Raw genomic sequence first — 19,851 nt, forward strand, 5'->3', positions numbered from 1 at the left:
TACAATGAAGCTGTATTTTTACACCAAATCTATTTTCTCCATGAAGCTTAAGCTTACTTACATACTCTCATGTTTTTTATTTCTTGCTTGTAACGATAAAAACTCCGTTTCTTTTGAACCACTGCTAATTACTACAGATTCTTGCGAAAATTGTACTTTGGTGCGCATTGAAATTCCACAAGCTGTCCAAAAAACAAAACTTGGCAAAACTATCAACGCCGCCTTAGAAGGCGAAATTATAGCGTTATTGAATTTTGATGAAGAAAGTAATGCAGAAAACTTGGCAGAAGCTAAAGAGGCTTTTCTGTTTGATTACGAAGAACTAGCCGGAAAGTTCCCTGAAGAATCTACACCTTGGGAGGCAACTGTTGAAGGAACCATTACTTTTGAGAACAATCGTATTATCACTATTAAATTAGAATCATATATCTATACCGGCGGCGCACATGGCTACGGTACCAATAGGTTTTTAAATTTTGACAAACTTAGCGGTAAAGAATTATACCAAGAAGACTTGTTCAACAATTTGATTGAATTTAAAGGGTATGCCGAAACTGTTTTTAGAAAGCAAGAAAACATACCCATAACAGGCTCAATTAACAAAACTGGGTTTATGTTTGAAACGGAACGTTTTTATTTACCCGACAATATTGGATATACAGAGAATGGCCTACTTCTTTTTTATGAACCATACGAAATAGCGTCTTTTGCAGATGGTCCAATTATCTTGACCATACCTTACACAAAAGCAAATTCCTTTTTAAAATACCCTTCAAAGCCTTAACCCAATTGCTTTAACAATAAAGCGATCTGGCCAATATGAAGTCCTTCATGAAATAAATTAAAGGCTATAGCGTCATCTACGTTTTTAAGCGTTACATGTGCACTAGTGGTATACTCGTTAAAGGTCTTAAAAAGTGATGCTTCATAATCTTCCTTTAACCATTCTACCGTTGAGATTAAAAAATCTGCCACCATCATTATTTCTTCATCGGTAGCAGTACCCTCTGGTATAGTTCCTTTTTTGAATTTGGTCACCAAATTATCAGGCACTCGCATTTGAAGTCCGCTGAATTTATAAACTAATAGCTGTTGCGTTATTACTGTATGTGCAATATTCCAGTAGATATTATTATTAAAACCTGACGGAATTTTAAGTAATTTTTCTTTTGGTGTATTAGTTAATATTGCATGTAGGTTTTTACGGTTTTGCAACATTACTTCATATATATTGTCTGTCATCATTTTACATTTAAAGCTTTGTAAAAATAGTACAATTAATGATATTTAAGTTTCTTTGTACTCCTAAACCAAACATTCAATATTGTTCTTTTATCAATAGTTGAGTAAAAGAACAAAACATTCCTATTCATACTTATGAAAAAAATATATCATTTAAGTACTTGCTCTACTTGTCAACGTATTATCAAAGAATTACAACCGCTTACGGATTTTGAATTGCAAGACATAAAAACGGTCCCTATAACCACTTCTCAACTAGAAGAAATGCATCAACTTTCTAATAGCTTTGAAGCGCTGTTCAGCAAAAGAGCTGTTTTGTACCGAGAGCGTAACCTTAAAGCACAAAATCTTTCTGAAACTAATTTTAAGGAATTAATTCTTGAACAATACACGTTTTTAAAACGCCCTGTAATCATTGTTGATAATCAAATATTTATAGGAAATAGCAAAAAAGTGGTAGAAGCCGCTAAAATGGCCATTCACCCGTGAACAAAAGACTACTAGCTATACTTGCCGCTATAGGGGCAACTAGTATATATGCGGTAAACCATACCATTGCAAAAGGGGCTATGCCACATTATGTGCAACCTTTTGGGTTTATTCTTTTAAGAGTTTTAGGTGCCGCCATTCTTTTTTGGCTCATTTCCCCTTTAGGACCAAAAGAACGTATAGATCCTAAAGATTATCTACGATTGTTCTTTTGTGCAGTATTAGGAATGGCTTTTAACATGCTGGTCTTTTTTAAAGGCCTATCACTTTCTACACCAATAAATAGTGCCGTATTAATTACCACTACACCAATTATAGTACTTATTTTATCTGCCGTCATATTAAAGGAAAAGATTTCAGTAAGAAAAATTTTAGGTATTGCAATTGGTCTACTAGGCGCCTTGGGTTTAATATTATTTAGCACTGAAATTAGACAAGATGCCGCTAATATTCCGCTTGGTAATTTCCTGATTTTTATGAACTCCATGTTTTACGGGTCCTATTTAGTACTTGTAAAGGTGATGATCAGCAAATATCATCCGTTCACATTTATGAAATGGCTATTCTCTTTAGGTGTGCTCATATGTCTTCCGTTTGGGTATCAAGAACTTATGGAAATTTCATGGGCTACATTGCCTTTAGATGCTTATTTGAAAATTGGCTTTGTTGTCATTGGGACCACTTTTTGCACCTACCTATTCAACATTTTTGCACTAACACAACTCAAAGCTTCTACACTAAGCGCTTTTGTATATGTTCAACCCTTATTAGGCATAACCTATGCTGTTCTTACGGGAGAAGATATTATCACAACAGTAAAAATTGTTGCGGCCTGTTTTGTTCTAATAGGCGTCTACTTATCTAGCAAAAGACCTAAGAAGCAACTTCAAGAAAACTAAACATGAGACTTTTTGGTATTTTCTAAATGAAACGATATCATTTTTACCGCTTCTGCTTCATCTCTTTGGTGTATTGCTGAAATTAAATTAAGATGTTCTTGCATTATAGATTTTAACGGTCTATTTAACCCTATAAGGTCCATAAAAGGTAAAATATTAGCAGATTTAAATAGTTGGTATATGGTTCTATTTCCGCAGTTTTTTGCAATATACTCATGAAAATAGCGGTCTATTTTATAGAAAACATATCTATTTTCAGGTCCTTTCTCAAAAGGTACTAGTAAATTTCTTAAATCGTCAATTTTTGATTGAGATGCATTACGGGTAAATAGTTTTACCGTCATATTTTCAATTGCCATTCTACAATCAAACATCTCTGCTATTTCTTGGTCACACAGCTCCCTAACTGAAAGACCGTTTTCAAAATTTCCAACTAACAGATTTTCTTGTCTTAGCTGTAACAAGACTAAAGGTAAGGTGTCATCATTAATATTCAATATATGTGATAACCTACGCTCAGTGACTATTTGCCCTGGCACCAATTTTTTGGTGACAATCAATTTTTTTACCTTGCCATATGTTTCTTGAAATATTTCTTCTGGTAGGCTAACCATAAAGCGAATATGTAATTAGTGGTTATTATAAAAGTCAACGTTACCGTCTACTTTAAGTGGTTTGTTCAAAGAATTAAAAATAAACTATTTAACATTAACAATCTTATAAATTTTTAGGAACTTTCAAAAACCGTCTGGAGTCTTCCTTAGTGAGCACTTTAAAGTCGTCTCCTTTATCTATATCATTAAATTTAATAAGCAATTCATCAGGCAACCCGGTTAGCTTTCTTGCCTTTAGATCAATCCAAGCTCCCATCATCTCACACCTTGCTATATTCTCACCTTTGTGATTATAAAAATTATGATGAAATTCAAAAAATTTTCCATCTTCACTTAATCCCATAATTTCTAGAGAAACTTTAACAGGTTTTCCAAGAAAGGCTTCTTTAAAATAATATACATGCTCATAAAACACTACTGGTCCTATGTTATGAATTTCCATTGTTTTATGGTCAAAACCCCGCTCAATTAAAAAAGCCATACGGGTATGGCTCATAAAATTAATATATGCAGCGTTAGCCAGATGTCTATTAGCATCTATATCACTCCATCTAATTTCAAATTCTTTAAAGTACATATCTCTTTTTTTGCTATGCGTGCATAATACATGATAAAAATAACATAGTTTTGATATCTAAGAAACACGGAACACTGTTTTTTCTAGTTATTTTTAAATCACGTTGAATATACACACCCTTATGTCAAACAAACCTAGATTCATAAAAGAGCTATCATTGCCAGTAGTTGCCGCCCCAATGTTCTTAATTTCTGGACCAGAAATGGTAATAGCATGTTGTAAAAACGGCATTGTAGGTACATTTCCGGCACTGAACCAACGTACAAGTGAAGGTTTTGAAGAATGGCTTATTGAAATAAAGACAGCTTTAAAAATATATGAAGAAGAGACCGGTAAAAAAGCCGCTCCTTTTGGCGTTAACCTAATTGTTCACCAAACAAACCCTAGGTTAGAGGCAGATTTAAAACTCTGCGTTAAACATAAAGTACCATTGATTATTACTTCTCTAGGTGCTGTTTCGCAAGTTGTAGATGCCATACACAGCTATGGCGGATTGGTTTTTCACGACATTATAAAAAAGCGACATGCCGAGAAAGCGGTCGAAGCTGGTGTAGACGGTTTAATCCTAGTTGCTGCCGGCGCCGGTGGTCATGCAGGAACCATCAACCCTATGACCCTGGTCGCTGAAATAAAGAAATTTTTTCATAAAACTATTCTTCTCTCCGGGTGTATCAGCACCGGTAGAGATATTGCTTCTGCACTTCAAATGGGTGCAGATTTAGCGTATATGGGTACCCGTTTTATTAATACCGATGAAAGTAAAGCTACACCTGAATATCGCCAAATGATTATTGATGCCGGTGCAAGCGATGTCATTTATACGGCAGCTATTTCTGGCGTACATGCCAACTTCTTAGGCGCTAGTTTAAAGGCGGCAGGTATTACAGAAGAGGACTTGAAGAAAGATGTAAAAATAGATTTTGGTAAAGAAATGAATACCGAAACCAAAGCTTGGAAAACAATTTGGTCTGCGGGTCAAGGTGCTGCACTCATTGACGACTCTACATCTGTTACTGAATTGGTATCACACTTAAAATCTGAATTTAAAGAAGCAATTAAAGCCCAAATTAAAGCTCTAGAAACGTACCCAAAATAAACTTCTGGCTAGCCCGCAAGACAATGAATTGAAAATAAAATTAACATATCAACACCAGCGACATAACTTTAAAACACTGATTATCCATTAATTACGATTTTATAAATACATGCCTTTAGTTGACTCTACATATGATCCACCATTATTTTTTAAGAACGGACACCTTTCTACCATATATTCTGGGATAGTTAGAAAAGTAGAAGATGTTGAGCAAACACGCATACGTATTACCTTACCTGATTCTGATTTTTTAGATACCGACTGGAGCTATACTACATCTCCCTCCAGAAAATTGGTCATCATCATACATGGGCTTGAAGGAAGTTCCAAAAGGGCTTACATGAAAGGTAGCGCTAAGATTTTAATACAATCTGGCTATAACGTCTGCGCTATTAATCTAAGAGGATGCAGTGGTACTGCTAATAAATTATTTAGATCTTATCATTCTGGAGCGACAGAAGATCTGCACGCTGTAATTGAACATGTTTTGCATTTAGGTGAATACACAAGTATTTACTTACATGGTTTTAGTCTTGGTGGTAATCTTCTTTTAAAATACCTTGGCGAAGAAAGAGATCTAGTTAAGGAAATTAAAGGTGCAGTTGCCATTTCGGTGCCTTGCCAACTAGCAGATTCACTTCACCAATTACTTCAGTTCAAGAACGCATTATACGCCAAACGATTTAAGGGAAACCTCATTAAAAAATTGAAACTAAAACAAGAATTATTTCCTGACCTTGTATCCGACACTGATATCAAGAATATTAAAACCCTTAAAGATTTTGATGATTTTTATACCAGCAGAGCACACGGTTTTAACAATGCGATGGATTATTATGCAAAAAGTAGCAGTCTTCAATTTTTAAACAACATTAAAGTACCTACATTAATCATAAATGCTCTAAACGATTCTTTTTTAGGTTCTGAATGTTACCCTACGGAAATAGCAAAAGACCACAGTAACCTATTTCTAGAAATGCCTAAATATGGTGGTCATGTTGGTTTTTACGGAAACGATAACTTTACCTATACAGAGAGGCGTACCTTGGAGTTTTTAGAAAATCTTTAGATTATATTATTTAACAAATACCAAAACCTTCACCTAATTTGTTACTTCCTTTAAATTATTAGTTAAAAACTAAAATGGATACTTATTTAAATATACTTTGACCCGTAAAAATTCATATATTAGTCGCTTAATTTACTGACAACATTTAAAAGAGAGTAACGTATGCGCAAATTATTCACCTTATTAGCTCTAAGCACAATGATTATTAGTTGTGGCGAGAAGAAGGAAGAAAAAAAAGATGGTTTTGAAATGAACAGAACCAAAAAAGAGGCTAAAACAGAAAAGGCAAGTGAAGGCGTGCCTGTTGATTTAGATAATAAAGGAGTTGGTCCAATTACCAGTGTTTCTTTTGATGATGCCGTTAATGAGGAGATGGCAGCTGCAGGTAAAGAAAAATTCCAAGCAATTTGTACGGCTTGTCATATGGCTGAACAACGTATGATCGGACCGGCATTAAAGGGTGTTTACGAACGTAGAAGTCCAGAATGGGTAATGAACATGATTATCAATCCTGATAAAATGTTGAAAGAAGATCCTATAGCAAAGGCATTATTGAAAGAATATAACAATGCCATAATGCTAAATCAAAATTTAAACGAAGAAGAAGCTCGTAACTTAGCAGAGTACTTAAGAACGTTATAAGTTTAAACGCCAACCTAATACCGAAAACCCTTTCATTTATAAATGAAAGGGTTTTCTTTTTTAAATACTTTTGCATTCATATTAAATGTATGTTTTCCGTACTTTTCACGACCAATTAATAGTTAAATGATCATATATGCAAAACGATAAAATAAAAATAGATATAGTTTCTGACGTAGCTTGCCCATGGTGTTATGTAGGTAAAAAAAGGTTAGAAAAAGCAATAAAGGAGTGGGATGGGGCCGAGATAGAAATTGAATGGCATCCGTTTCAGTTAGACCCGGATATCTCTAAAGAAGGCTTGGATAGGGACACCTACCTCACCAACAAATTTGGAAACTTGGAAGGACCTCTTGAAATGACCAAACGTTTAGAAGAAAGCGGTAAGGAAGAAGGAATCAATTTTAATTTTGGCAAGAAATGGTTAGTCGTAAACACATTACCATTACATCAACTTTTACACGTAGCTGGCCAAGAAGGTTTTAAAGCCGTCCTAAAAGAGCGCCTAATGAAAGCCTACTTTGATGAAAACCTTCATTTAAACGATGTTGCCGTTCTAAGTGCTATTATGTCTGAATTTGATTGGTCCACAGAAAAAACAGAGAACATTCTAAATGACGATGCTATTGCCTATGCTGTAAAACAAGAAATTGCACATTACCAGCAACGCGGAGTCAATAGTGTGCCTTTCTTTATCATCAATGATAAATTTGGTATTAGTGGAGCACAACCACCAGCTGCATTTTTAGAAGCTTTTCAACAAGTAGCTCCATTAAAAATAATAGCTACAGGAGACAGTTGTGATCCTTCAACAGGAATTTGCTAATTTACTATTAGCTTAAAATCAGTATTCATTTAAAACATAAGATATGAAAGCTTCATTTTCAGAAATCATAAAAGGCGACACTCCGGTATTGGTAAACTTTTTTGCCGACTGGTGTGGTCCATGTAAATCGTTTGCTCCAACCTTAAAAGATGTCAAGGGAGATTTAGACGACGGTGTTAAAGTCGTTAAAATTGATGTTGATAAAAATCAAACTTTGGCAGCTCAATACCAAGTTAAGGGTGTGCCTACAACCATTCTTTTTAAAGATGGAAAACAAGTTTGGAGACAATCTGGAGTACTACCAAAGCACGAACTAATACAGATTATAAAATCTCATTAATAGAATTTTAAACATACTGGACTAGACAAATCAACTTGGCTTACAAAACTTAGAGTTCCATTCTTTGCATCTCTATTAAAAACAACAATATTGTTGCTACGTTGATTTGCCACCAGTACATACTTTCCTGTAGGATCAATGGTAAAGTTTCTTGGCCAATCTCCTTTTACGGACTCCCTACCTACTAATTCTAATTTTCCAGTAGTTTCACTTACTTTAAATATGACTACAGTATTCTCTCCCCTATTAGTGCCATATAGAAATTTACCATCTGGCGATAAATGAAGGTCGGCGCAATAACTTTCCCCTTTAAAATCTGAAGCTACCGTTTCATAGGTTGTACCAATATTATACCTGCCTTCTTCTTTCTGAAACATGGTTATGGTTGAATTCAATTCATTGATTACATAAAGAAATTCTTCATTCTTAGATGTTACAAAATGCCTAGGACCGGCACCCTCGGCAACAACCAATTCTTTTTGTTCGCTTGGAACAAAATTGCCATCAGACACTTTATATTTTTTTATTCTGTCCAGACCTAAATCAGAAACGATCAATTCTCCATTTAAGAAAGAAGACATATGCGCATGGGCGTTTCTAGTGGTATCTAAAACCTTGTGATCTATGATTTGCGGAGCCGGTTTAAGATTTCCATTTTCCAACGTATGATACACTGCCACATTACCTCCGGTGTAGTTTGCCGCAGCCACTAGCTTTCCATCATCACTAACGCCAACAAAACAGGGATGTGCACCATACGTAGATTGCTCCTCCACGTAAACCAAAGAAGTATCCTTTACGCTAAATGTGGTAATTGAACCATCGTTCTCTTTGTAATTATCAACCTCACTTACGGCATATAACGAATTTCTATCCGGAGAAAATGCTATATAAGAAGGATTTTTAATTTTCGCTGCTAATGATTTATTTGTCAATTCGCCCGTATCAAGGTTTAAATTAAATCTATATATGCCCTCGCTACCATTATCGGTATACGTTCCTACAAAAAGAACTTCTTCGTTTTTTGACTCTTCCACCTTACAACTGTTTAAAATGACCAACCCAACAATTAGAGTAAATAAACCTATTTTATTCTTCATATGTTATATGCAATATTCAAAAAATAAATCCTCAAAATTGAATAAAGGAGAATTTGTATTTTATTGATAAAAATATAAAATTATCATTCAAAAACTACGATCAATCCAACTTCTTGGAACAAAACGGTCGTTATACCTACATCTAAGAAACAAAGAACGATGGGATACGGAGGACAACCAATGAAAGTAATGAAGGCAAATAGGGCATTACTAAAAAAAGTAGAAGCATTAGAGAGCTACGTAAAGACTATTTAGATTATTCGCAAGAAACCAAATTACACTTTAAAGAACTCACCAGTGTTGAGTATAAAATTATCCGCAATACAATTAAAGCACAAGCTAAAAAAGACAGCCTACAAGAAATAGGAATCTATATTATTTCTATAGCTATAGTCTTAGGAGATTTCTACGCTATATATACCTTTGCATCATTATAAAGCCTAAAATACAAGCTGTTATAAACCCCACAATTTAAAAGGATTTTTAGTTTCTGGATCTTTATCTTTTGACTTAGAAAAAGGCTTATCTACCATAACTTTGTACGTAGGGTCTTCCATTACGTTAACATCTATAATGTCATCCGCAGCTGCCAATAAACGTATACAATCATTACTTAAATGACGTAAATGAACCTTTTTACCAACCTGGGCGTAGCGTTCTGTAATCTTGTTTAAAGCTTCTATACCGCTCATATCAGAAACACGGCTTTCTCTAAAGTCTATAATGACTTCGCTGGGATCACCTTGCACATCAAATTTTTCATTAAAAAGCGTGGTAGACCCAAAAAATAAAGGTCCGTAGATTTCATAATGCTTCACCCCATTCTCATCTATATACTTTCTAGCTCTAATTCTCTTGGCACTTTCCCAAGCAAAAACCAAAGCAGAAATTATTACCCCAATCAATACCGCTAATGCCAAATTGTGTAAGACCACAGTAATCAAAGTAACCAATATCATTACAAAAATATCTGATCTAGGCATTCTTCTTAAGGCTTTAAAACTTGCCCACTCAAATGTACCAACGGACACCATGACCATAACACCTACCAACGCAGCTATAGGCACCAACTCTATTACCGGCGCTCCAAATAAAATTATTACCAATATGGTTAACGCAGCAATAATACCCGATAAGCGTGCCCTTGAACCGGCAGACAGGTTAACCAAGGTTTGTGCAATCATTGGGCAACCGCCCATACCACCAAAGAAACCGTTCAATATATTTGCACCACCTTGCGCCAAACACTCTCTATTACTATTCCCTTTTGTATTGGTAATCTCATCTACTAAGTTTAGGGTAAGTAAACCTTCTGTTAGCCCTACCGCAGCCATTATTAACCCGTAAGGTAAAATAATTTTGAAGGCCTCTAATGTAAAAGGAATGCTTGGTATATGAAACGAAGGCAAAGACCCACTAAGCGACTTCAACTCTTCTCCAGGTAACGTATCTTGATTAATAATATCTACTACTTGTTTGGTGTCTATATTTAGAAAATAAACAACTAGAAACACTACAATAATTCCTATTAACGAAGCAGGGACCGCTTTAGTTAGTTTAGGAACAAATACAATTACGACAATGGTGAAGAGTACCAAACCTACCATCGTATATAATGTTGTTCCTGTTAACCACACTGCAGCATCTCCTACACCAATTTTAAATTGATCCATTTGCGCCATAAAAATGATAATGGCCAAACCGTTTACAAAACCGAACATTACGGGCTGAGGCACTAAACGGATAAATTTACCCAACTTTAAAAGACCTACCACCAATTGAAACACGCCCGCCAAGGCAACTGCCGCAAAAACATATTCTAAACCGTGAGAGTTCATTAATGCCATTAGCACAACAACTGTTGCTCCTGCTCCACCAGAAATCAGTCCAGGCCTTCCCCCAAATATTGCTGTCACCAAGCCCATGATAAAAGCACCATATAAACCCACTAGCGGTGAAAATCCTGCAAGAATAGCAAACATCAATGATTCTGGAATCATTGTCATTGCAACCGTTAATCCCGCTAAAATTTCATTTTTATAATCTACCTTCTGATTGAAATCGAATATATTGAGGTACTTCTGCATGTACTTAAATTTAAAGGGCGCAAAAATAAGTCATATTTACCGGCCTTACCACAAACAAGCTAATTATTACCAATTTATCTGTTTTCCAGAGCATTAATCCTAATAATTTCTCTCCTAGCGGTTATAATTTAGCAGTATCATATTGGACTTGGAACCATTTAGGCGAATTACCCTGAAATACGTAATCTCCTGGTGCAATTCTATTCTTCTAAGCGTTAAATCTCCACTTGTAGTTTCTCAATTTCCCGGCTCCGCTGACATCATTGAAATGTGCTGAACCCTACTAACCTTGCCCCTTTACGTATTACACCTAATACCGTGTGCTTCTCTGATAATAAAAATCAACAAATCACCAGCCTTCTTTTTACCATTAGTTTTTTTGTATGCGTTATCGTAAAAATAAATTAAGTCCTAGTTGTTTATAAAACTCCTGAGCGCTAGTAATTTGTACTGCCGTAACATTAACTAAAATTTGAACAATATTGATTATAATTAATCCTTAAACTAAAATTATACGCAATTTTGTTACATTTAGCTTATGAAAATTGAGTTAGAAACTATTGAACCAGCTAGCAAAAGTCCGTTTCGTTTACTTCACGACCCCAAGCTTAGTCATCTCTTTTATTGGCATTTTCACCCGGAATATGAAATTGTTTATATTGAAGGAGCAAACGGCACCAGACATGTTGGTGATCATATTTCTGAATATGAAGAATCTGATTTGGTTCTTATAGGTGCTAACATACCACATCTAAATTTTGACTACGGTGTAAAAACGACGTACCGTGAAGAAGTCTTGCATATTAAACCTTCTTTTAAAAGTACTTTTGTAGACCCTATTCCAGAATTGAAAAACTTAAATAGATTATTAGATCTATCAAGATACGGAATTGCTTTTCATGGGGAAACTAAAAAAGTGGTGGGTCAATTATTAAAAGAGCTCCACACCCTAAAACCTTTTGAGTATTTTATGGCGATTATGAATATTCTTAAAAGACTTTCTCAAAGCAACGAGTTTAAATTGCTGCATAAAAAACCCTATAAAAATAGATACAGTAAAAAGGAGCAAAGTAGAATTCGTGATATTTATGCCTTAATAGATAAACGCTACCAAGGAAAAATCTCAGTTGATGAAGTTGCTCAATTTTGCAACCTGACCAAACCCGCTTTTTGCCGTTACTTTAAAAAAGCAACGGGCAGTACTTTTGTTGAGTTCTTAAATCAATATCGCATCAGTCAATCTAAAAGATTACTACTGTCCGGAAAGAACGTTAGCGAAACCTGTTTTGAATGCGGATTTGAAAGTCTGTCGTACTTCAACAGAACATTTAAGAAAGTAACGGGAGAAAATCCTTCGGCATTTAAGAAAAGGTTACAGAGCAATTAAATGAACAAGCATTCTACGCAAAAGAGGAAACAAGTAAAGTAAGTCCCTGTTATTTTTAGAAAAAATACATTACTACCCTATATTCTTATTATAAAAGGGTGAAGTATAAATTCTAAAACTTAACTATGGAAATATTTGACCCACTATCACTTAAAACCGTTTTGCAAATATGTGTTGCTGCGATCTTCATCTATTTATATATGATGTTCATTACTCGTGTAACCGGTAAAAGAACGTTTGCCAAAATGACCAGTTTTGATTTTGCCGTAACTATAGCTATGGGTTCTATTTTAGCCGATGCGGTCAACAAACCTGTTTCAAGTTTAATGCCCGCTATGGTGTCTATAGCTTTGCTTGCAGGTTTACAGGCTTTATTTGCCAAGCTATTATCATCTTCTGATGCCGCCCAGAAGGTAATGACAAATACTCCTATTTTATTAATGGAAAATGGAACTATCCTTAAAGAGAACTTGAAAAAAGCATTGGTAAGCCAGGCAGATTTAATGGGTAAATTACGTGAAGCAAATGTTTTACAGCTATCTCAAGTAAAAGCTGTCATATTTGAAACCACAGGGGATATCTCTGTTCTACATACCAATGAACAATTGGATATAGATTCCATAATCATGGAAGACATTAAAACTGAAGCATAAAAAATGCCCCAATCTTAACGGTTAGGGCACTCTTGAGACAATCAACCTAAAAACTATTTTGCCTTCTTCCGTTCTACATTCATCGTAGGATTAGAAGCTTTAATTCTTTTCTTACTTTCAGAACCTTTACTAGATTTTAAATACTCTTGGTATCCCCTACCTCTAAACTCATATGTTGTTCCACTATCTGGATGATACAATTCTATGGTACTATCATTAATTACGTATAACTCAAAGTAATCATCACCCATAAAATCATAGTCTAACGTCAAAGTTTTTAAAGAATTATCACCCGGAATATCATACACTTGATAATCACCTTCAAAATCCCACTGTAAATTGGCATAGCTTGTATTTGGTGCATCTATAGAAGACCTGAAGAAATTTGGCAAAAACTGCAGGTAATTTTCATTATCAAAGTCATTTAACGCTCCAGCTTCACTGGTATAGATCTTCTCCCAAGCATCATATTCTTGTATGAAGTAGTTGATATTGTCATAGAATACGGTATCATAATCAAAATTATTAATCTGATATCCTTTCAAATAATATGAAGTATCTGAACCGGCATCATACAACTCTATGGTATTATTGTTTACCGCATACACTTCTAAATACCAAGATCCATCCACATCATGATCAATATCTACCGTTCCGCTTAGCGTTCCGTAAGTACCTACATCAATACCATAACCACCACCTGTTTTACCAATGCCAACAATATTGTTATTGGCTAATAATACTCCACGATCAAAAGAAACCGTAAATGCTCTCTGTAAAAAGGGCACTTCACCATTACCACGCGTTGCATTAATATCCACATACCATAGATCATAACTCTGTAAAACTTGATCGGTATTGAAAGCCGACTCTTCTATAAAATCATCTTCAATAATTACTTCTGCATAACAAGAAACCATCAAAGTGGCCAATAAGAAATATCCTGTAAGTAGTTTAATTGTTTTCATATGATTTTATTTAATTGATGATTAACCAATAAACAATCTCTATGCCAAAAATTATTAAAGACTGATACTAATCATATTATGAGCATATAAATTATTGGTAAATTTACACCATGAACAAGGATGCGAAATTTGCGGTTTTAGGAGGAGGAAGTTGGGCTACGGCTATTGTAAAAATGCTAACCAACAATCAAGAAGAAATTGGTTGGTATATGCGCAATACTGATGCTATTGCCCATATTAAAACCCAAAAACACAACCCAAACTATCTTACTTCGGTAGAATTTAAACCTGAGCAATTATTCTTGACTGCTGACATTAACGAGGCTGTTAATTATGCCGATGTTTTAATTTTTGCAATTCCTTCTGCTTTTTTGGTGGGAGAGTTGGAAAAACTAACGGTTTCGTTAGAGAATAAAATTATCTTTTCAGCCATAAAAGGTATCGTACCAGAATCTGGATTAATAGTGGGCGAGCATTTTCATAATACCTATGAAATACCTTTTGAAAATATTGGTGTTATTACCGGTCCTTGCCATGCAGAAGAAGTAGCCATGGAGCGCCTTTCATATTTAACCATTGCCTGCGCAGATACAGAAAAGGCAGAATTGATAGCTAACAATTTATCTAGTAATTACATTAAGACTAGCATAAGTAAAGATATTATTGGCACTGAATATGCCGCCATGCTTAAGAATATTTACGCCATTGCAGCGGGTATTGCCCACGGATTGGGTTATGGTGACAATTTTCAGAGTGTATTAATGAGTAATGCCATTCGTGAAATGAAAAGGTATACTAAGCGTATTCACAAATTAGACCGTAACATTAACAAGTCTGCTTATTTAGGTGATTTATTGGTTACCGGTTATTCTATTTTTAGCCGCAATAGAATGTTTGGTAATATGATCGGAAAAGGGTACACCGTTAAAAGTGCACAAATGGAAATGAGCATGATTGCCGAAGGATATTACGCTGCTAAAAGCGCTTATAACATAAAAGAGAACTTTACAAAAAAGGTCAAAACTCCAATTATTGACGCTGTTTATAAAGTTCTATATGAGAATAAAAATCCTAAAAAGGTATTTCTTGATTTGACTGATAAGCTAGATTAACGTCTCTCTAATGAAAAATCTGAATGCTCTTTCAATTCCGCATTTAAGATTGTTCTCCATTCTTCAACTACGGCATCTGTAACCTTAAACCTCATTTGAAATTCTTTCATCAAAGGCTCCATTAAAGTTCTAATACTATCAATATTAAAATATAGCCTACCAGTTCTTCTAATGAAGAAATCCATAGGGGTCTGTACCATTTCAAAATCAATGCCGAAAGCTAATTCTGCCTTGGCCATACGTACATATTTATCCGCTTCTACAATACCTTTATAATTTTCAAGAATAGTCTCTGTTTGCTTACCATAGTTGGTTACTAAAAACCAAGCATCATGTTTTGTAAAACCATCTTCCTTGATTTTACCATATACCTCATCTATGTATTTTTTTACATGCTTAAATTTCTTGAAATTCACATTTCCACATAAAAATATTTTCTCTGTGTAACATTCTTTTAATTCAGTATCATGTTCTTCTTCCATTTTCTTGGCAATACGATCCACCACTCTTTCTGCCATTTTTCTATAGCCAGTTAGCTTACCGCCCGCAATACTGATCAAGCCGGTATCCGAAACAAAAATTTCATCTTTTCTAGATAGTTCTGAAGCAGATTTACCTTCTTCATGAATTAACGGACGCAGACCAGCCCACGAAGAAACAATATCTTCTAATTCAAGATTAATATCAGGAAACATATTATTAACCGCAGAAATTAAATAAATAGCATCTGCTAAATCTGTTCTTACATTGTCTTTGTTATCATTAAAGTTGGTATCTGTTGTACCTACATAAGTTATTTTACCTCTTGGAATGGCAAACATCATTCTGCCATCTGGTATATCAAAATAACACGATTGCTTCACAGGTAATTTCTCATACGGAAAAACTAGGTGTACCCCTTTGGTCAAATGAAGCTGTTTTCCTTTTTTAGAATTATTAAGGCTTCTCAACTCATCTACCCACGGACCAGCTGCACTGATCACATATTTAGACTTAATGGCAAATTCTTTACCGGTAACCGTATCTACCGCTTTAACACCGGCAATCTTTTCATTATCGTAAATAAACGCATTCACCTTGGCATAGTTCAATGCCCTAGCACCGAACAAAAGGCTAGTCTTTATATTTTCAATGGTTAAACGAGCATCATCCGTTCTATATTCCGCATAATACCCTGCTCCGTTCAAAATCTTTTTTGGTAGTAAAGGCTCCAATTTCATGGCTTCCTTTTTTTCTAGCATTTTTCGCTTATCATCTCCTGAAACCTGAGCTAGAATATCATATACTTTAAGACCAATAGATGTTAACCACTTACCGTAAGACCCATTTTCTATTAATGGTAACAACATCTTTTCTGGCAATACTAAATGAGGTGCCAATTTATGTACGATTGCACGCTCGGACCCTACTTCTTTCACCAACCAAAAATCGAACTGTTTTAAGTAACGGAGTCCGCCATGTATCAGTTTGGTTGATTTACTACTGGTCCCAGAAGCAAAATCTCCTTTTTCCAATACGGCTACTTTTAACCCACGTGATGCTGCATCTAAAGCAATACCGCCTCCGGTAATTCCTCCTCCTATAACCACTAAATCAAAATCTTCAGATTCTAAATGATCTATCGTTTTTTGACGTTCTAAATTGGTGAATTTTATATTTTTCATGGTAGATATCTATTTGATTTACAAATTAGTGCATAGCATTGATTATCAACAAAACACAACTATATAGGTCAAAGATAGCGTTAGCCATATGCTCTTCTATGCTCTAAAAAATTAATTAATTGTAAAATTGTCGCTTATTTACTCTTCATCTTCCCATCCTTTTGATCGTTCTACCGCTTTTTGCCATTTTTTGTACAAACGTTTTCTCTTTACACGATCAAATGTGGGCTTAAAAATTCGGTCCATCGGTCTACTTTCCTGAATGTCTGATTGTTTCCAAAAACCCACTTGTATTCCTGCAAGAAATGCAGCACCCATAGCTGTAGATTCAATAATCTCTGGACGATGTACTTCTGAATCTAGAATATCGGCCTGAAACTGCATCAAATGATTGTTTGCACATGCACCACCATCTACTCTTAAGTTCTTTAATTGAATACCGGAGTCATCTTCCATTGCCTTTAAAATATCTTTGGTTTGATATGCCAACGCCTCTAAAGTTGCCTTGGCCAAATGAGCTTTACCGGTGTCTCTGGTTAAACCAAATACTGCACCCCTAGCATACATATCCCAATAGGGTGCACCCAAACCTGCAAAAGCTGGAACCACATAAACAGGATTTTCACCTTCAATAGAATTGGCTAATTCTTCAGTTTCTTTTGCATCTTCTATTAACTCCAAACCATCTCTTAACCATTGTATGGCGGCACCTGCTATAAAAATGCTGCCTTCCAATGCGTAATGCACTTTGCCATCTAAACCATAAGCTATTGTAGTTAACAGGCCGTTTTTAGAAAATTGCGGCTTTTCTCCTGTATTCATTAACATAAAACAACCGGTACCGTAGGTGTTTTTTGCCGAACCTTTCTTAAAACAGGCCTGCCCAAATAATGCCGCTTGCTGATCACCGGCAATACCCGAAATAGGAATTTTAATCCCATCTATCTCATAATCGCCAAAATGGGCGGATGATGGTTTTACTTCTGGTAACATGGTTTTAGGTATACCTAAGGCATTTAACATTTTGTCATCCCATTTTAGATCTACAATATCATAAATCATAGTCCTTGATGCGTTGGTATAATCGGTTACATGATTATGTTTATTGGTCAAATTCCAAACCAACCACGTATCAATTGTTCCCATCAGTAAATCTCCATTTTGGGCTTTCTTTTTGGCACCCGGGACATTATCCAATATCCATTTTACTTTAGTACCAGAAAAATAAGAGTCTATAACCAAGCCGGTAGTTTTCTTTACGTGTTCTGTGAGCCCAATTTTCTTTAGGTGTTCGCAAATATCTGCCGTACGTTTATCTTGCCAAACAATGGCGTTATATACCGGCTCTCCTGTTTTCTTATCCCAAACCACAGTGGTTTCCCTTTGGTTGGTAATTCCAATACCAACAATCTCATTTGGTTTTACTTTTTCCTTTTCAAGCAGCTCTTTTAAAACAGCCATTTGTGAAGATAAAATTTCTTTAGGGTCATGTTCTACCCAACCCGATTTAGGAAAGATCTGTTTAAATTCTTTCTGAACCATACCTTGTATGGCACCATCATGGTCTACCAACAAAGCCCTAGAGCTTGTTGTTCCCTGATCTAATGATATGATATATTTCCTAGACATATGCTTAAAGTTATTTCCTTAAATATAGCGGAATTAAAGCTGATGCCAAAGTGAAGAAGATATAGGAACTTGGGGTTTATGTGTTTTTATTAAAATTATATTCTCGTTCTACCAAGCAAATACGAACGGTGTAAGAATTGTACCAGTCGGTAATACCTTTTTTTTGGGCCAATACATGATCAGCCTGTTGTTTCCAATCATGAATTGCACTTAAGCTTTCCCAATAGCTTACCGTAATTCCTGTTTTTTCTCGTGCACTTTCAATACCTATAAACCCGGGTTGCTTTTTAGCCAATAGCTCCATAAACTCAGCCATTTTACCATACCCTTTATCACCTGTTGTTCTAGTAGACGTAAAAATAACAGCGTAATAGGGCTTGTGCATCAACTTACTGAATAAATTCTTTTTCTATAAAATATGTTACAATCGCTTCTTTCATCAGTACCGTTTGTTCCCCGGCTTTTAAAGAAGGTAATTCTTCTAACACCTTGTAATGTGGCCAACCATCTTCATCAAAGAAACTAAATTCATAGAATCCGTAAGGTTCCAAAAGACGACAAATAGCTATATGCATTAAATCTAATTTATCGTCTTTCTTATATTTTCTGTGGTACTGTCCTAATTCTTGAATGCCCACCAAATAAATGATTGCATCCAACTCTAATGGATCTCCGTCAGAAAACTTTGTTGAAAGCTTTTCTACCAAATAATCCCATCGTTCTTTTAATTGTATATCTCTAGCCATATATCTTCTTTCAACTGTAGTACAATACAGACCTTGCAAAGGTACAAATCAAAGTTCTATATTTGTTAAAACACTTTACGAATGGGGCTTTTAGATATTTTACTTGGACTACCCTTAATATGGGGTCTATGGAAGGGTTATAAAAATGGACTTTTCATGGAAATAGCTTCTATTGTTGCACTTGTTGCCGGTATTTTCGGAGCCATTCATTTTTCATACATTACAGGTGCATATTTATCTGAGCACTTAAATTGGGATGAACGCAATATGAGCATCATTGCTTTTATAATAACATTCGTACTTATTATTATTATCGTTAATTTAGTTGGAAAGCTATTGACTAAGGTTGCCAATTTTGCCATGCTTGGTTCTTTGAACAAAATTGCAGGTGGTATTTTCGGTTTATTAAAGGTTGCTATTCTACTTGGTGCCGCTTTTGTATTTTTTGACCGAATAGACACTACCTTAAATTTAATTACCGATGAAACCAAAGAGAAATCCATTTTATATCAGCCTATTAAAGATATTGGTGCTTTAATTTTTGATACGGTCCTTATAAATAAAGATTCACCCGGTCAGGTATCTGATGATTCTATCAGTATTTAAATACATTGTCTGCTAGTCTTACTTTTTAAACACTTTATCGAATAAGCATTCTTGCCACCTCTCTACATTTAATTTTTCTATAATATTACGTCATCGATACCCCAA

The 19,851-nt window shown here is 35.1% G+C and carries 22 protein-coding genes; 12 read left to right on the plus strand and 10 right to left on the minus strand.

Translation table 11 applies throughout. From position 1 onward, the window contains the following. Positions 1-40: 40 nt before the first annotated feature. A complete protein-coding gene (locus BW936_RS01110; RefSeq protein ID WP_076547924.1) occupies positions 41-784 on the plus strand; it encodes a DUF3298 and DUF4163 domain-containing protein in 744 nt (247 codons plus the stop codon). Here BW936_RS01110 and BW936_RS01115 read toward each other — a convergent pair. After that, the gene (locus BW936_RS01115; RefSeq protein WP_084181950.1) at positions 781-1,242 is read right to left on the minus strand and encodes a DinB family protein; all 462 of its coding nucleotides are present in this window, start codon (positions 1,240-1,242) and stop codon (positions 781-783) included. The two genes, BW936_RS01110 and BW936_RS01115, sit on opposite strands and share 4 nt — an antisense overlap. A gap of 135 nt (positions 1,243-1,377) precedes the next feature. Here BW936_RS01115 and BW936_RS01120 point away from each other — a divergent pair, with 135 nt between their 5' ends. Together BW936_RS01120 and BW936_RS01125 are read left to right on the plus strand one after the other, a co-directional pair. Further along, positions 1,378-1,731, plus strand: a complete 354-nt coding sequence (locus BW936_RS01120; RefSeq protein ID WP_076546486.1) for an arsenate reductase family protein — start codon at positions 1,378-1,380, stop codon at positions 1,729-1,731. Continuing rightward, entirely contained in the window at positions 1,728-2,630 is a 903-nt protein-coding gene (locus BW936_RS01125; protein WP_076546487.1) for a DMT family transporter, read from the plus strand. The genes BW936_RS01120 and BW936_RS01125 overlap by 4 nt, the downstream gene beginning before the upstream one ends. On the opposite strand, the gene BW936_RS01130 is transcribed toward BW936_RS01125, so the two are convergent. Both BW936_RS01130 and BW936_RS01135 read right to left on the minus strand, forming a co-directional pair. Continuing rightward, the gene (locus tag BW936_RS01130; protein ID WP_076546488.1) at positions 2,627-3,244 is read right to left on the minus strand and encodes a GntR family transcriptional regulator; all 618 of its coding nucleotides are present in this window, start codon (positions 3,242-3,244) and stop codon (positions 2,627-2,629) included. The two genes, BW936_RS01125 and BW936_RS01130, sit on opposite strands and share 4 nt — an antisense overlap. 103 nt (positions 3,245-3,347) lie before the next feature. Beyond that, entirely contained in the window at positions 3,348-3,821 is a 474-nt protein-coding gene (locus BW936_RS01135; RefSeq protein WP_076546489.1) for an acyl-CoA thioesterase, read from the minus strand. A 121-nt stretch (positions 3,822-3,942) separates the two neighbouring features. Between BW936_RS01135 and BW936_RS01140 the strand changes: the two genes are divergently transcribed. From BW936_RS01140 to trxA, 5 genes are all read left to right on the plus strand, one after another. Then, the gene (locus BW936_RS01140; RefSeq protein ID WP_076546490.1) at positions 3,943-4,917 is read left to right on the plus strand and encodes an NAD(P)H-dependent flavin oxidoreductase; all 975 of its coding nucleotides are present in this window, start codon (positions 3,943-3,945) and stop codon (positions 4,915-4,917) included. 109 nt (positions 4,918-5,026) lie between these two features. After that, the gene (locus BW936_RS01145; RefSeq protein WP_076546491.1) at positions 5,027-5,986 is read left to right on the plus strand and encodes a YheT family hydrolase; all 960 of its coding nucleotides are present in this window, start codon (positions 5,027-5,029) and stop codon (positions 5,984-5,986) included. 162 nt (positions 5,987-6,148) lie between these two features. Next, on the plus strand, positions 6,149-6,628 hold the full coding sequence (locus tag BW936_RS01150; protein ID WP_076546492.1) for a c-type cytochrome: 480 nt from the start codon (positions 6,149-6,151) through the stop codon (positions 6,626-6,628). A 136-nt stretch (positions 6,629-6,764) separates the two neighbouring features. Continuing rightward, positions 6,765-7,454 (plus strand): DsbA family oxidoreductase, encoded by a 690-nt coding sequence (locus tag BW936_RS01155; protein ID WP_076546493.1) that lies wholly within the window; start codon positions 6,765-6,767, stop codon positions 7,452-7,454. A gap of 43 nt (positions 7,455-7,497) precedes the next feature. Next, positions 7,498-7,794 carry a thioredoxin gene (gene trxA / locus BW936_RS01160; RefSeq protein WP_076546494.1) on the plus strand — a complete coding sequence of 99 codons (297 nt, stop codon included), beginning with the start codon at positions 7,498-7,500 and terminating at the stop codon, positions 7,792-7,794. Here trxA and BW936_RS01165 read toward each other — a convergent pair. Together BW936_RS01165 and BW936_RS01170 are read right to left on the minus strand one after the other, a co-directional pair. Further along, positions 7,791-8,894 carry a lactonase family protein gene (locus BW936_RS01165; protein WP_076546495.1) on the minus strand — a complete coding sequence of 368 codons (1,104 nt, stop codon included), beginning with the start codon at positions 8,892-8,894 and terminating at the stop codon, positions 7,791-7,793. The genes trxA and BW936_RS01165 overlap by 4 nt on opposite strands. A 455-nt stretch (positions 8,895-9,349) precedes the next feature. Then, a complete protein-coding gene (locus BW936_RS01170; RefSeq protein ID WP_244156154.1) occupies positions 9,350-10,981 on the minus strand; it encodes a SulP family inorganic anion transporter in 1,632 nt (543 codons plus the stop codon). Between the two features lie 538 nt (positions 10,982-11,519). Between BW936_RS01170 and BW936_RS01175 the strand changes: the two genes are divergently transcribed. Both BW936_RS01175 and BW936_RS01180 read left to right on the plus strand, forming a co-directional pair. Next, positions 11,520-12,368, plus strand: coding sequence for a helix-turn-helix domain-containing protein (locus BW936_RS01175; RefSeq protein ID WP_076546496.1), 849 nt, complete (start codon positions 11,520-11,522; stop codon positions 12,366-12,368). A 125-nt stretch (positions 12,369-12,493) separates the two neighbouring features. Then, positions 12,494-13,021, plus strand: a complete 528-nt coding sequence (locus BW936_RS01180; protein ID WP_076546497.1) for a DUF421 domain-containing protein — start codon at positions 12,494-12,496, stop codon at positions 13,019-13,021. Positions 13,022-13,074: 53 nt separating this feature from the next. Here the strand turns inward: BW936_RS01180 and BW936_RS01185 are convergent, their stop codons facing one another. Continuing rightward, on the minus strand, positions 13,075-13,989 hold the full coding sequence (locus tag BW936_RS01185; RefSeq protein WP_076546498.1) for a nicotinic acid mononucleotide adenyltransferase: 915 nt from the start codon (positions 13,987-13,989) through the stop codon (positions 13,075-13,077). Between the two features lie 110 nt (positions 13,990-14,099). On the opposite strand from BW936_RS01185, the gene BW936_RS01190 reads away from it, so the two are divergent. After that, positions 14,100-15,101: an NAD(P)H-dependent glycerol-3-phosphate dehydrogenase gene (locus BW936_RS01190; protein ID WP_076546499.1), complete on the plus strand. Its 1,002-nt coding sequence runs from the start codon at positions 14,100-14,102 to the stop codon at positions 15,099-15,101. Here BW936_RS01190 and BW936_RS01195 read toward each other — a convergent pair. The 4 genes from BW936_RS01195 to BW936_RS01210 form a co-directional block, all read right to left on the minus strand. After that, entirely contained in the window at positions 15,098-16,765 is a 1,668-nt protein-coding gene (locus BW936_RS01195) for a glycerol-3-phosphate dehydrogenase/oxidase (RefSeq protein WP_076546500.1), read from the minus strand. The genes BW936_RS01190 and BW936_RS01195 overlap by 4 nt on opposite strands. Before the next feature lie 138 nt (positions 16,766-16,903). Further along, on the minus strand, positions 16,904-18,394 hold the full coding sequence (gene glpK, locus BW936_RS01200) for a glycerol kinase GlpK (RefSeq protein ID WP_076546501.1): 1,491 nt from the start codon (positions 18,392-18,394) through the stop codon (positions 16,904-16,906). Between the two features lie 76 nt (positions 18,395-18,470). Further along, positions 18,471-18,779: an antibiotic biosynthesis monooxygenase family protein gene (locus tag BW936_RS01205; RefSeq protein WP_076546502.1), complete on the minus strand. Its 309-nt coding sequence runs from the start codon at positions 18,777-18,779 to the stop codon at positions 18,471-18,473. Between the two features lie 4 nt (positions 18,780-18,783). After that, positions 18,784-19,140, minus strand: coding sequence for a hypothetical protein (locus BW936_RS01210; protein WP_076546503.1), 357 nt, complete (start codon positions 19,138-19,140; stop codon positions 18,784-18,786). Between the two features lie 81 nt (positions 19,141-19,221). On the opposite strand from BW936_RS01210, the gene BW936_RS01215 reads away from it, so the two are divergent. Next, a complete protein-coding gene (locus tag BW936_RS01215; RefSeq protein ID WP_076546504.1) occupies positions 19,222-19,746 on the plus strand; it encodes a CvpA family protein in 525 nt (174 codons plus the stop codon). Positions 19,747-19,851 lie beyond the last annotated feature (105 nt).

The organism is Maribacter ulvicola, assembly GCF_900155985.1.
Lineage (GTDB): Bacteria > Bacteroidota > Bacteroidia > Flavobacteriales > Flavobacteriaceae > Maribacter > Maribacter ulvicola.

Coding starts and splice junctions, on each gene's coding strand:
- BW936_RS01110 (WP_076547924.1), top strand. CDS start 41: ATGAAGCTTAAGCTTACTTACATACTCTCATGTTTTTTATTTCTTGCT.
- BW936_RS01115 (WP_084181950.1), bottom strand. CDS start 1,242: ATGACAGACAATATATATGAAGTAATGTTGCAAAACCGTAAAAACCTA.
- BW936_RS01120 (WP_076546486.1), top strand. CDS start 1,378: ATGAAAAAAATATATCATTTAAGTACTTGCTCTACTTGTCAACGTATT.
- BW936_RS01130 (WP_076546488.1), bottom strand. CDS start 3,244: ATGGTTAGCCTACCAGAAGAAATATTTCAAGAAACATATGGCAAGGTA.
- BW936_RS01135 (WP_076546489.1), bottom strand. CDS start 3,821: ATGTACTTTAAAGAATTTGAAATTAGATGGAGTGATATAGATGCTAAT.
- BW936_RS01140 (WP_076546490.1), top strand. CDS start 3,943: ATGTCAAACAAACCTAGATTCATAAAAGAGCTATCATTGCCAGTAGTT.
- BW936_RS01145 (WP_076546491.1), top strand. CDS start 5,027: ATGCCTTTAGTTGACTCTACATATGATCCACCATTATTTTTTAAGAAC.
- BW936_RS01150 (WP_076546492.1), top strand. CDS start 6,149: ATGCGCAAATTATTCACCTTATTAGCTCTAAGCACAATGATTATTAGT.
- BW936_RS01155 (WP_076546493.1), top strand. CDS start 6,765: ATGCAAAACGATAAAATAAAAATAGATATAGTTTCTGACGTAGCTTGC.
- trxA (WP_076546494.1), top strand. CDS start 7,498: ATGAAAGCTTCATTTTCAGAAATCATAAAAGGCGACACTCCGGTATTG.
- BW936_RS01165 (WP_076546495.1), bottom strand. CDS start 8,894: ATGAAGAATAAAATAGGTTTATTTACTCTAATTGTTGGGTTGGTCATT.
- BW936_RS01170 (WP_244156154.1), bottom strand. CDS start 10,981: ATGCAGAAGTACCTCAATATATTCGATTTCAATCAGAAGGTAGATTAT.
- BW936_RS01175 (WP_076546496.1), top strand. CDS start 11,520: ATGAAAATTGAGTTAGAAACTATTGAACCAGCTAGCAAAAGTCCGTTT.
- BW936_RS01180 (WP_076546497.1), top strand. CDS start 12,494: ATGGAAATATTTGACCCACTATCACTTAAAACCGTTTTGCAAATATGT.
- BW936_RS01185 (WP_076546498.1), bottom strand. CDS start 13,989: ATGAAAACAATTAAACTACTTACAGGATATTTCTTATTGGCCACTTTG.
- BW936_RS01190 (WP_076546499.1), top strand. CDS start 14,100: ATGAACAAGGATGCGAAATTTGCGGTTTTAGGAGGAGGAAGTTGGGCT.
- BW936_RS01195 (WP_076546500.1), bottom strand. CDS start 16,765: ATGAAAAATATAAAATTCACCAATTTAGAACGTCAAAAAACGATAGAT.
- glpK (WP_076546501.1), bottom strand. CDS start 18,394: ATGTCTAGGAAATATATCATATCATTAGATCAGGGAACAACAAGCTCT.
- BW936_RS01205 (WP_076546502.1), bottom strand. CDS start 18,779: ATGCACAAGCCCTATTACGCTGTTATTTTTACGTCTACTAGAACAACA.
- BW936_RS01210 (WP_076546503.1), bottom strand. CDS start 19,140: ATGGCTAGAGATATACAATTAAAAGAACGATGGGATTATTTGGTAGAA.
- BW936_RS01215 (WP_076546504.1), top strand. CDS start 19,222: ATGGGGCTTTTAGATATTTTACTTGGACTACCCTTAATATGGGGTCTA.